Source organism: Chitinophaga silvatica (assembly GCF_003419895.1).
Taxonomy (GTDB): Bacteria; Bacteroidota; Bacteroidia; order Chitinophagales; family Chitinophagaceae; genus Chitinophaga; species Chitinophaga silvatica.
Window position 1 is genome coordinate 932,583 of sequence record NZ_QPMM01000001.1, and the last position, 12,940, is coordinate 945,522.

A 12,940-nucleotide genomic window follows, 5' to 3' on the forward strand; every position below is an offset into this window, starting at 1 on the left:
GATTGCCCATGGTGGAAATTATTGCCTATTAGCATCGCATTGTTTTGGATAATATTTGGGGTGTGTTTTTTATCTTACCATAAAACTCTAATACCGCATCACAATGAAAATCAAAACTATTTTTGCCATTGCAATCCTTTCCCTTTTTTTGTTACAAACTTCTGTTGGTGTGGCTCAAAAGAAAGAAGTACCAAAGGGTACTGTACAACGAATAAAAGTTCATAGTAAATTACTGGAAGGAAATCTCAGTGGCGATAGCGCCGATCGTTATGTTTCCATTTATTTACCTGCCAGTTATCAATATGGGAAAAAGCGTTATCCTGTAGTATTTTTTCTGCATGGGTATACAGACAATGATGCCAAGGTATTTGGAATTCAAAACCATTGGATGTCGTTACCCCCTATCCTGGATACAGCATTTTCGAAAGATCCGGCTCATGAAATGATTGTTATTACTCCCGATGCCTACACGCTTTTTCAGGGAAGCATGTATTCCAATTCCGCTACAACAGGAAATTGGGAGGACTTTATAGCAAGTGAACTTGTAACTTATATAGATCAGCATTATCGTACGCTTTCTCAAAAAGAAAGTAGAGGAATCTGCGGCCATTCTATGGGTGGCTATGGCGCCTTGAGGATAGGGGAGAAGAACCCTGAAGTGTTTTCGGCCGTATACCTGTTGAGTCCGTGTTGCCTGAACTCACCTTCTGAGTCTGTAAGCTTGCTTACTTCACAACTCCGGAATGCAGACAATATTAAAACGATAGAAGAGTTCCAGAAGGCCGATTTTTTCACCAAAGCGCTCTTTGCATCGGCAGCGGCATGGTCACCGAATCCGGACAATCCACCGTTTTATCTCGATCTTCCAATAAAAAATGGAAGTCTGCAACCCGAAATATTGCTGAAGTGGGATGCAAATCGTCCTTTGAATAACTTAGACCAGTACATTTATAACATTAGGAAGTTGAAATCTATTGGTTTTGATGCCGGCGATAAAGATAAAGGTATCGCAGAAAGCATTAAAAAATTAAATGGTGAGCTAAATAAATACGGGATTAAGCATTCCTTTGAAATTTATGATGGAGATCATATAAACCGCGTTGCGAAAAGGATGGAAGAAAATATGCTCAGGTTTTTCTCTACAAACTTGTTGTTTTAAGAGGAACCCGTTCTCTTTTACCAGTAATCAGACGAATTCTTTGATTTATGTTTTTCTATTGGCAACATAAGTCCAATGTAACTAACAGCAATAAGGCCGCACAATGGCGGCCTTATTAATTATTCATACTCTTTATCTATTCTACTCCAACGCATTCTTCCATTTGGTAGTACGGCCGGTAAACCATACCGGTAAATCCGGATTGTTGGTTGGACTAATAATAGACCAACCTTCTGGGTCGGAAGCCTGAACGCTGCTTGGATAAGTCATTCTTTCCTTCCATTTATACTTGCTGTACATAGAAGCCGGGTTGGTACCCAGGTATTTAATTAATCTGCGGGCAGCAGTATATGGAATTTCAAAGTTCAACATATTGTAATGCAACTGAAGCTGATCAAAGATAGCCTGAACTTTTTGAGTGCTTGACATAGCATCAAATTTCTCTGCGGCATTCTCTGCATACTTACTTGCATTATATTCCATTGCTGGCTTGTCATTGATTCTGAAATCAGACATAGTTGTTGGCATAGCCGGCATTGTTGTTTTTGAATATTGATTTGAGTTATTCAGTTCATACCAATATTTGCAGGATAAGATAATTGCATTCTTGTAGTGATCACGTGCGCTACCATTCAGCTGGCCCCAACCTCTTACTGCTGCTTCGGCCAATGAAAGCTCTGTTTCAACTGCATGAATAGTTGGATATTTCAATGCAAAGTTGAATTCAGGTCGAACATTATATTCGGCAACCAGGTTATTTTCTGATCCAAGTTGTCCTTCATTATCATCAGTAGCGGCAAGTATGAGGCGAAGTGAATTTAACAGGAAGGCTTCTCTTTTACTCAGATCGGCTTTTGACTCGGCATCCAGAGTAATGGACAGTTTATTATTGGCACCAAAAGTAATTGTGGTTTTTGAAATATCAGTCAGGATAGGATCATTGATATAGATACCACGTAAAACTTTATTTAGATAACTATTTGGATCTGTATTGCCATCCCATTGAGTTTCAGCACCCAGGTATCTGCCTTTCAAGTCAGTAGCAAAGATGTAGGAAACACGTGGGTCAACTGTTCCGTCCAATAAACCCGTTGCAGAATTGTCACCACTAAAATAGTATAATGTTTTTCCATTAACTACCTTGCTGCCAAGGGTAGGTTGACAATTCATTACATCCTGAAGGAATTTTTTCCCTGCACGGAAGTCACCACCTCTTTCTCTGTAAGCACGAGTAATACCTAATTCGTTGCAAATACGATTGAGTGCAATAACAGCTATATCCGCTACCCCTGCCACATCGTTATATTCAGTCAACAAAGGTTTTCCCTGTAATTCAGTAATTACTTTCTTTGTAAGATCTGGCAAAACTTCACTAACAGTTATCGCACAACGCAATCTCAACGAATTAATATACTTGCGCCATTTCAGGATATTTCCGCCAAAGATGATGTCTTGCTGGCTAAATGATGCCTGTTCAGTAGAAGAAAGAGTGAGCGTTGTCAGCACTTCATCTGCAGCTTTGAGATCACCGATTATTTTCTGATAGATTTCTGATTGCCCGATGTATTTAGCTTTAACTCCGTCCAGGCCGCCAGCAGAACCTGTTTCGATATACGGAATTTTATCGTACATGTCGGTTGCTCTTTGGTAGGCATAACCTTTTAAAACATGCATTAAGGTGATGTACAGGCTATCTAAATTCGTCCGTTTAGCCTGTGGAGTATTATTATATTCACGTTGGGCCCAAAGGATAGGTGTGATCCATTGTGTATTAACAAAGTTGAAAATTGATTCGTTAAAACCGCCGGTACCCCAGTCATGCTCTACATCGGCAAGGGTATTACCACCTCCTTCTGTCATTGTGTTGTAAATCTGAACAGCACTTCCGGTAACCCTGCCACCGCTTCTTACCTGGTGGTAAACAGATCCGTAATCACCACTGAGGAAGAAGCCCTGAGTTAACTGAGAAGTAAAGAATCCGGCAATAACACTAACGCCCGATTTATCGGCCATTTCTTTCGAATAACCATCAGGGTTTTGATATAGGTCGTTCAGTTTCTTCTTACATGCTACAGAAGATAGTAACAACGTAAGCAAGAAAAATGATTTGAGTTGTATATATTTCATCTTAGTTGTTTTTAGAATTTAGTTTTGATAGAAATACCTATTGAACGTTGTGCCGGTAAAGCAGTTGTTCCATAGGACCCTACGCCCCAACCGGTTCCGTTGGTTGATTCAGGAATTGAATTAGGAGCGGCTTTATAGAGATAAGCAACATTATTAGCAAAAGCGGAAAGTACCAGACTGCTCATGCGAATTTTTTGAGCAATCTTTGAACTGAAGGTATAATCGATTGCTACGTTACGCAGTGCTACATAATCACTTTTAAAGATTCTGTCTTCCGGGAAGAAACCATTCGAAAAATAAGAATCGTAATAGTAGTTATCAGCCGAAACCACTTTAGTGTTTTGTTTGCCATCAGTGCCAACACCATCCAGTATCACACCATCGTGGAAGGTAGGTCCATTAGGGTTTGTACCTGCTACTTTCTTGGAGTTCGCATCCAAGTAATAGGCAACACCACCATGAGCCTCATCTCTATATTTCAAGGTTTCATTTAATGCACCAGCTGCCATCATATAAGTTTCAGATCCGGAAAGGAAAGTAGCTCCAAACTGATAATCTATGTTGGCAAGAAGACGAAAGTTTTTGTAGGAGAAGGAAGTGAAAAATCCACCGGTAATATCAGGGATTGTTTTACCAACCAGCTTTGCTGTACTCTTATAATCGTAAGCAGATCCGGCAGCATTTACAACTCTTTTTCCATTGCTTGGATTGTTTGGTTGAGTAGGATCGTTATAGGTGTAAGTCGACTTAGTCAGGTACAATTGTCCATATTCTTCACCAACATTAGCTACAGCATTCACAGCTCCGAAGGCACTCCACAAAGTAAGGGATTGCAGTTTACCATCGAGTTTCTGAACATAAGTTTTACCATGTGCAAACATCAGGTTTACATCCCAGGCAAAATCATTAGTTAGAATTGGCTTTGTTTTAATTGCCAGCTCCCAACCTCTGTTCATCACATCACCGGCATTCATACGAATATTTTTAACTCCCATACCCGGAGGGGCAGCTACTGCCATGATCTGGTTGTAGATATTTGATCTGTAATAAGAGAAATCTACACCAATTCTTTTGTTTTGAAGCAGATAGGTTTCAAAGCCTACTTCGAACTCACGTTTACGTTCAGGCTTTAAATTGGGTTGACCATTGGCATCCATCGGAGGAAGGTCAGAAGGAGGGTTGAGTACATATCCACCACCGGTTTGAGAGGTAGAGTAGTTAACATTACTGAAGTAACGAGGGCCCGGACGACCCACATCGGCCCATGATGCTCTAACTTTGGCATATTCAAATACCACTGGCAAATTCAGGGTTTGACTTAATATCCATGAAGCACTAATACCAGGATAGAAATAACTATTCTGATTAGGAGGCAAAATAGATGACCAGTCCTGTCTGGCCTGCGCTTCTAAATATAATTGTCCTCTCCATGCCAGTTGTGCCGATCCCAGTAAGCTATACAGAATATCCTGTCCGTTTACAAACTGGTACTGAGGTTGCACACCTAATGGTAAATTATTAAATGAAAAGTAGTTTGGAATAACAAGTTGTCCGTAACCATTCACAGAAGCACCTTTCCCATCCGTAACATTATTTCTGATAACTCCACCTACAAAACCAGACAAATCGAAATCTGAATCTATTTTGGTATCAAAATTAAGCATACCCTGGCCATAGGTGTTCTTATATATGGTTGTTACATCACTGTACATAAGTCCACTGTTAGGCCCTAATAACTGAGGATCTAATAATTTACCTTTATATTCATTTCTTTCTGTGCTATAATCTATACCCCCCATTAAAGTGGCACTAAATATATTGTCGAGTTTTAGGTCGGCAGACAGAGACTGGATATTGTGCAATCTTGTAAAATTAGATTGATTTTGCAGTTGATCCCAGAGAAAACCTACCACACCTTTTCTACCATTTGATATTAAATTCCTTTGGCTTGGGTTGGCAAAGTAATTATATCCATCGGGCGTAAGCATGTGAGATTTTAATAAACCTACGTTGATATCAGAGCTAAATGCCCCGATTTCAGTCTGCTGGCCTTCACCATTCATGGTACTCAGGTTGGCAGCATTTTTATTTTTTGAGATAAAAAAGTTGCCTGTGTATTTAAGAGTGATGTTGTTATTTAATTTGTATGAGGAGGTAAGACTAAAAGTATTTTTGTTATAGTCTGAACCGGGTCTGATTGGTGTCATACTTAAATTAGTGTATGAAAAACGGATCTGGCCCTGATCGTTACCTCCGCTTAAGGCCACATTTGTTGTGTTTTGATGCCCTGTTTGGTAAAGATCATAATAGATATTTTTGGTTTGTGCTACCCATGGTCTTTCTACTCCATCCCACCACATAACCTTCACACTTGGGTCGAATTTTGGTCCGAATGCGGCTGCACCGAAGCCATCTCCCAATGTAGTAGCCAGGGTTCTTTTGCCATTCACAACATAGTATCCGTCGGCATCATTCCTGGAATTGCTAGGGCTGGAACCTGTTCCATATTCATTTTGTAATTTAGGAAGGAAAGCAGCACGGTCCCACGATGTTGTAAAGGAAGCAGCTACTCCCAGTCCTTTTCCTTTAGCGCCACTTTTAGTGGTAATCAGCAAAACGCCATTGGCGCCTTCACTACCATATAATACTGATGCTTTGGCTCCTTTCAAAATTTCCATTGAGGCAATGTCATCAGGATTGATATCGTTAATGCCGGTACCGTTATCACGGTCAGTAGCCCCGAATCCCATTTGTGTATTCTTGTCGTGAATTGGTACACCATCAACAACAATAAGTGGACGGGTTGAGGAATTCTGATCAAATGATACAGCATTACGAATATTGATTTTCATACCGGCAGATGGACCCGCAGCGGTAGCTGCAACCTGTACTCCAGGTGCGGCACCATATAAAGCCTGTAAAGCATTGGTAGGTGTACCGCTGGCCATAATCCTGTCGTTATCAATTTTGGACACCGCATAGCCCAAGGCTTTAGCTTGTTTTTTGATACCCAGGGCGGTAACTACTATTTCATCAGTAGTTCGCACATCAGCGACTAAAGTTATGTGCATAGAAACTGTAGCCGGTAATTCCTGTGTTTTAAATCCAACGTAAGAAAATACTAGTCTGGCATCTGGTTTTACATTAATGGTAAAGCTACCTCCTTTTCCGGTTGGCACTCCGTTGGAGGTACCTTTTTCGCTTACGGAAGCTCCTTCAAGAGGATTGCCTGTAGCGTCTTTGATGGTTCCTGAAACCGTCATTTTTCCTTGCCCATAGGCAAACATGCTCCCTATGCAAAAGAGCATAAAAAGCAAAAGGCATCTTTTGGTTGACTGCATCGTTGTTTTTGTTTTTAAAATGAATAGACTCGATTAATATAGAATTACAAATGAAGATTTTTAGGTTGTTATTGCTACAGTATAAGTGCCATGTTATTAATTTTTTAGTATCAAAGACATAGTAAAATTGACCGACTTTCTGCTTGTAGTTAAAGCTGGCAGAGAAAGTATTTGTTGAAGATCATGCTACTATTTATTCAATGCAGATTCGATTTCCATAACCGGTATTGGCTGGAATTATATGCATTCTTTTAATCGATGACTTTCCTCAAAGGAATAGCTGGTGAGCTATTTCATAATACAAAAACTAGGTTTAGCTGGCTCAAATTATAACAGCAGGTTTCCTGGTGTAAAGACATTACTTATCGTCCACCAATTTTACTTGATGATAGAGACAATTAGCGTGCATATGTTTTCGAATGACAAGTGATTGATAAAAAAATATGGATACTTATTTTGGTTTAATGTTGCAGTGGCAATCTAAGTTGTCTGATTGTTGCCGATTCCGGTTGAATTTTTAGTTAGGAAATAAATTGTTGTAGGTTTATATATGCTGGATGAAGTATCGCTTTTCTTATTTTATCTGCAGCTTTCTGGTTCAGGGCACTTTATTTATTCCTGATCCCATTCTCTCTCTTCAAGGTTTAAACAACTTCTATCTTTAATTAAACGTTTTAGCTTCAGATAAAATAAAAAAGGAACATTTTTCCTTTAGTTTCTGCTTATTATTCTTACTCAAACCTAGGCAAAGTTTTCAAGCCGCGCAATTTTTTAACAAACATTTTGTAAAAAAAGTCAAGATTGAATTATTATTTATTAAAATAAAATCAGAGGAATAATCACTATCATCAAAATGGAAGAATTTATTAGTGTTTAAAATACAATTATTATTACCTGAATTAAGATCAGATACCCATAACATTGCGAGAGATCATCGAGATATCACACAATATTATGGGTAAAAGGAGAACTTATTACTCTAAGTTCTATAAGCCTTCAATACATTCATGACCCAGGATTTGCCCCATTGCTCTATTTGTTCTTCGGTCCACAGAGCCGGATAGAAAATCCTTTTTTGGAATCTGGGAGGCAGGTATTTCTGCCAGTTGGTGCCACCGGTAGCGGCAATATCCACAGGATCGCGCTCCAGGTATCTTACTGCTGATTTATAATGGGAGAGCGGCCATTCTACATTTACAAAGAGATCCAGCTTTCTGAGTTCTGTTTCCACCTCGCTCATGTCATTCCCCTGTTGTTTAAGGGTGTTGTAATGCGAGGAAAAGTTTTTGTCGATATTATTTTGCGCCAGTTGAAGAAGTTGGTCTGAGTATTTCAGAATGAATTGCTGTAAGGTAAGGGTTTGTTTGCCGGTCGATAATTCTGAAGCCCCATATTTCCAGTAGATATATTCAAACTGTTCTGGTATTGAAGCATGTGTTAATTCGCTTCTTTTGCTATGTGTTACAAGCTTAATGAGGTCTGTTGAGTAGATCTCGATCATTCGGTATTGTGCCGATTGGAAGCCACTTGCAGGCAAAAGCGACATTCTGAATTTCAGGAATTGTTCTTTATCCATTCCATCTATCATAATGTCAAAGGAGGATACTAATGCTGTAAAATAAGCATTGATCCTTTTGAGCCTGGAGGCGAAAAAATCAGGAGTCAGAGAAGTATTCAGACTTATCTGTTTGCATTCATGCAGAATAAGTTTAAAATAAAGTTCTGTGATCTGATGATACATGATGAAAATTTCTTCATCCGGATAGGAGGTTTTCGGATGTTGAAGACTCAGAAGTGTATCCAGGTGAATATAATCCCAATACGTGAGGTAATCGGCATAGAGGAGGCCATCGAGATAAGCATTGATGTCTTGCCCCATGGCTGCGTACTTCTCCTGTAAAAGGAACAATTTATTCTTTATTTCTGGTGTTAGTTCCATTTTAGAATTAGTGTTTTGGCGTAATTAGTTCTTTACTTATTGTCAGGAGTCGGGATGCTGTTGTGAAAACATCTTCAAAACTATTATACAGAGGAACCGGACTCAGCCTGATGACATTTGGTTCGCGCCAGTCGCCCAGGATATTATTGGCGACTAATGAATTAAAAATCTCTTTGGCATTGAACTGAGCAATGATAGACAATTGAGCACCTCTTGCAGATTCAGCTGCAGGGGTGATTATCTTATATTGTTCAAAACCCAATACCTGATTTACTTCAGTGATAAGAAATTGCAGATAAGCTGTGAGCTGCTTGCTTTTTTCTCTAAGAGGGGCAATAAAGCCAGCTTTTTCGAAAAGCTTAAGGGAGGCGTGATACAGGGCCATTGGAATTACCTGTGTGCAGCTTACCTGCCAGCCGTCGGCCCCGGCTTCAGCAGTAAATCCTTTTTCCATTTTGAATCGCAGTTGTTCATTGTATCCCCACCATCCTGCAAATCGATTGATAGTAGTGTCGGAAAAATGTTTTTCGTGTACGAATATCCCGCTGATGCCTCCCGGGCCGGCATTCTGATATTTATATGAACACCAGCATGCAAAGTCAATACCCCAGTTGTGAAGTTCCAGCGGTACGTTTCCAGCAGCATGAGCCAGATCGAAGCCTACAATGGCCCCGGCATTGTGGCCTGCTCTTGTGATAGCTGGCATATCGAACCATTGACCGGTGAAATAATTTATTCCACCAAATAAAACAAGTGCGAGTTGGTCGCCATTTCCGGCAATTTCAGCGAGGATGTCTTCTGTTCGCAAAGTGTTTTCACCTTCACGTGGAGCTACTTCAATAATAGCATCTTTCGGATCATAGCCATGAAACCTTACCTGGCTCTCCACAGCATATTGGTCGGAAGGGAAAGCTCCCGCCTCCATGATGATTTTAAATCTTTGTGCCGTAGGGCGGTAGAAGCTCACCATTAACAGGTGAAGATTAACAGTGAGTGTATTCATTGGGCATACCTCTGCCGGAGTAGCGCCAACTATATTGGCCATCAATTCTTTCAACTCTTTGTGATAGTACATCCAGGGAGAGTTACCTTCAAACCACCCTTCAACGGCTTGGTTTTCCCAGTTGGTCATTTGCTGATCAACATAACTTCGGGCAGTCTTAGGTTGTAATCCTAGCGAATTTCCGCACAAATAAATAAAGGGAGTGCCATGCTGCTTTGGAAAAAGGAATTCATCTCTAAGGTGGTATAAAGGATCTTGCCGATCCAGACTTTGCGCGAAAGCCAGATTGTTTTCAAAAGTCATTTGAATTAGAATATTAATGGTTGGAAATCGCGTCGCCAGGTATTCTTGCTGTAGACGTCAATTTAGTATACTGATTAGTAGAGTAATGGCAGCATATTGCTGCTTGCAGGAGGAGGGCCTGCTAAGAAGGTCTGTTGATAATATTTTTATAAATATTCTCCATTGATAGTAAGAAGAGCAAAGCAAATATTTATTGGCAACATTTCCAAATAATTTTACTAATCACGCTTGGATAGTATTTTAGATAAATCCCCAGAGTTTGGATTGCTATTAAATATTAATTAGCTTATGATTGATAGTGTATAAATTTAACTTCCAACTCCACCTTTCTGGCGTAATTATTGTTAAAAACCGTAACATTATCTTTAGAGAGCAATTTATATAAACCATATCGAGAATCAATTAATAAACGTCGGATTTTAATTGTAGCAATAGATACTTCTATTGATTGTCCTGTTTTTTATCTCTTTTAACTATATACATTAATGTTCATTTGCACCACGCTAATCAGGCACTGATAGTGTTGCTGGATATTAATTTATATCGAATATCCAAATCCTTTGTATCGTTATCTTCCAGGCATTAAATGCATTGAAAAACCTTCTGCCCAATTAATGCCAGGAGTTTTGTAAAACCATATTGAGCTCATTGAAAAGAGCTTGCTGTAAACACCATAATCTTCTAAAAATGGTAAACAGACGGAAAACCATTCTACTTAAACTGTGGAACATTCTATTTTTATTTTTTATGAGCCATAAGGTAGTGGGCCAGGCAAAATTGCTTAAAATAAGTGTCACCGATCCTCAACACCGCGGTATCAGCGCCAGTATTATGGCAGGTACACTCACAGCTGCTACAGATTCAACAGGAACTGCCCTGATGAATCTCTCTTCTGGTCAGTATCTTATCAGGATAAATGCTGTTGGTTTTATTTCTAGTACCCAAAGTATTATACTCAATTGTGATACCTCCATTTTATTCGTACTACAAAAAAATATCAATCTGCTTAAACCCATTACCATTGAAGCAGACAGGCTACAACAACTTAGCCAGATGAGTTCTCATCAGTTGAATAGTGAGCAAATGAAACTATTACCAGCACTATTTGGAGAAGTAGATCCACTTAAATCTATTACCCTGTTTCCGGGTGTTAAGAATGCAGGAGATGCTGGTGGTGGAATATATGTAAGAGGTGGAGGCCCCGATGAAAACCTTGTCTTAATGGATGGTATTACTGTTTATAATCCTACGCATTTACTGGGGGCATTTAGTATTTTCAATGGAGATGCTGTCAGTAATATTTCTGTAATTAAAGGTGGTATACCCGCTGAATACGGTGGGCGACTCAGCAGCGTAATTTCAGTTACTTCCAGGGAAGGAAATAAAGACTCTCTTAAATTTAATGGTGGTATAGGATTGATTTCTTCCCGTATTACGGCGGAAGGCCCCATCACAAAAGGAAAATCTTCGTTTATTATTAGTGCCCGCCGTACATATATTGATCAGCTTGCCAGATGGATTGCACCCGACTCAATAGGTAACAATGGTTATTATTTCTATGATATTAATGCTAAACTGAATTTCGAATTAAATAACAACAATAGTATTGCTCTTAATTTTTATAAAGGGAGTGATAAATTTAATTACGATAAGGATCAATCCAATGGCCGGTTTCGTCATTTTAAAGCAAATTGGGGAAATATGCTTGCCGGAGCTACCTGGAGGTCTGTGATCAGTAAGAAAATTCAACAGGAGCTATCGCTGTTCCATAACTCATTTGAACTTGGCAGTAGTATCACCTACGATACAGATGGTGTACTGTTTTCATCGGGTCTTTTAGATTACCAGTTAAAGAATGATTGGATGTATAGTGTTTCAACCAATCTAAGTGTAAAAGCAGGATGGCAGGCCACCTTGCATCAGTTCAAACCTGGTGGAGGCAATACCAGTGCCGGCGAACAGGAATTTACTTCAAAAATTAATAAACAATATGGCCGCGAAGCCGCCGCTTATCTGAGTGCAGACTGGGATGTAAGTAACAAGTTCAACATCATTGCAGGTTTGCGAATGAGCTACTTCGATCAGATAGGTCCTAAAACGGAGGTAATATATGGCAAAGACGGTGTTCCCACTGGTAAGACAATTAAATATGCCAAAGGTCAGCGGATTGCAAAATATATGTATCCCGAACCTCGCCTTGCCATGAGATACCTCCTCGATCAGGAAACAAGCATTAAACTTTCGTATACCCGTACAATACAATATCTGCACCTGGCTACTACGAGCGCCGCTACCTTCCCAAGTGATTTATGGATACCAGTGAGCCGACTGATAAAACCGGGAGTAGCAGACCAGATAGCCATGGGATTTCTTAAAGAGTTTTCTAAAAAATATGAATTCAGTGCAGAAGCATACTACAAAAAAACAGATAACGAATTAGAGTTTATGCCAGGGGCACAACTACTCCTCAATCAAAACATTGAAGGTGAAATGATCTTTGGTAAGGGAAAGGCATATGGACTAGAATTGCTACTCAGAAAAAAAGCCGGACTATTCAGCGGGTGGATCGGTTATACTCTTAGCCGTACAGAACGCACATTTGCAGCCCTTAATGGAGGGAAGCCATTTCCATACAGGTACGACCGCCTCCATGATCTTAATTTAGTTGCAAACTACCAATTATCGAAGAAATGGTTATTCTCTGGTTTATTTGTCTTCAGCACTGGAAATGCACTCACTATGCCTAACGGTCGGTTTGTTTTTAATCTGGGGTATAATTTCAGAACCGGTTCACCGATCTATACGAATATAGATCGTTATGGTAAAATAAATGATTATCGTATGCCTGCATATCATCGGCTTGATCTCTCTTTTACTTTCACTCCAAATCCTGAAAGTACCAGACGTTTTAAAAGCAACTGGATATTCGGAGTGTATAATGTCTACAATCGTAGTAATCCCTACTTTATTTATATAGATGTGGATGAAAAAAAAGAAACCATTCAAGGTAAACAAGTTATACTGTTTCCTATTCTGCCAAGCATTTCATGGAATTTTAAGTTCTGATT

6 protein-coding genes are annotated in these 12,940 nt (G+C 39.5%); 2 read left to right on the forward strand and 4 right to left on the reverse strand.

Annotation, left to right across the window (positions count from 1 at the left end):
• Positions 1–103: 103 nt before the first annotated feature.
• Positions 104–1,159 (forward strand): alpha/beta hydrolase, encoded by a 1,056-nt coding sequence (locus DVR12_RS03680; protein ID WP_116974090.1) that lies wholly within the window; start codon positions 104–106, stop codon positions 1,157–1,159.
• Positions 1,160–1,300: 141 nt separating this feature from the next.
• Here DVR12_RS03680 and DVR12_RS03685 read toward each other — a convergent pair whose 3' ends face one another.
• From DVR12_RS03685 to kynU, 4 genes are all read right to left on the reverse strand, one after another.
• Positions 1,301–3,286 carry a SusD/RagB family nutrient-binding outer membrane lipoprotein gene (locus DVR12_RS03685; protein ID WP_116974091.1) on the reverse strand — a complete coding sequence of 662 codons (1,986 nt, stop codon included), beginning with the start codon at positions 3,284–3,286 and terminating at the stop codon, positions 1,301–1,303.
• Positions 3,287–3,297: 11 nt separating this feature from the next.
• Positions 3,298–6,627: a SusC/RagA family TonB-linked outer membrane protein gene (locus DVR12_RS03690; protein ID WP_116974092.1), complete on the reverse strand. Its 3,330-nt coding sequence runs from the start codon at positions 6,625–6,627 to the stop codon at positions 3,298–3,300.
• Between the two features lie 979 nt (positions 6,628–7,606).
• Positions 7,607–8,566 carry a tryptophan 2,3-dioxygenase family protein gene (locus tag DVR12_RS03695; protein ID WP_116974093.1) on the reverse strand — a complete coding sequence of 320 codons (960 nt, stop codon included), beginning with the start codon at positions 8,564–8,566 and terminating at the stop codon, positions 7,607–7,609.
• Between the two features lie 7 nt (positions 8,567–8,573).
• Positions 8,574–9,872 carry a kynureninase gene (gene kynU / locus DVR12_RS03700; protein WP_116974094.1) on the reverse strand — a complete coding sequence of 433 codons (1,299 nt, stop codon included), beginning with the start codon at positions 9,870–9,872 and terminating at the stop codon, positions 8,574–8,576.
• 747 nt (positions 9,873–10,619) lie between these two features.
• On the opposite strand from kynU, the gene DVR12_RS03705 reads away from it, so the two are divergent.
• Complete coding sequence (locus DVR12_RS03705) at positions 10,620–12,938, forward strand: TonB-dependent receptor (RefSeq protein WP_158563191.1); 2,319 nt, start codon at positions 10,620–10,622, stop codon at positions 12,936–12,938.
• Positions 12,939–12,940: the final 2 nt, after the last annotated feature.

What these genes read in the sequence shown, in the direction of transcription:
- DVR12_RS03680 (WP_116974090.1), top strand. Translation starts at nt 104, where the DNA reads ATGAAAATCAAAACTATTTTTGCCATTGCAATCCTTTCCCTTTTTTTG.
- DVR12_RS03685 (WP_116974091.1), bottom strand. Translation starts at nt 3,286, where the DNA reads ATGAAATATATACAACTCAAATCATTTTTCTTGCTTACGTTGTTACTA.
- DVR12_RS03690 (WP_116974092.1), bottom strand. Translation starts at nt 6,627, where the DNA reads ATGCAGTCAACCAAAAGATGCCTTTTGCTTTTTATGCTCTTTTGCATA.
- DVR12_RS03695 (WP_116974093.1), bottom strand. Translation starts at nt 8,566, where the DNA reads ATGGAACTAACACCAGAAATAAAGAATAAATTGTTCCTTTTACAGGAG.
- kynU (WP_116974094.1), bottom strand. Translation starts at nt 9,872, where the DNA reads ATGACTTTTGAAAACAATCTGGCTTTCGCGCAAAGTCTGGATCGGCAA.
- DVR12_RS03705 (WP_158563191.1), top strand. Translation starts at nt 10,620, where the DNA reads ATGAGCCATAAGGTAGTGGGCCAGGCAAAATTGCTTAAAATAAGTGTC.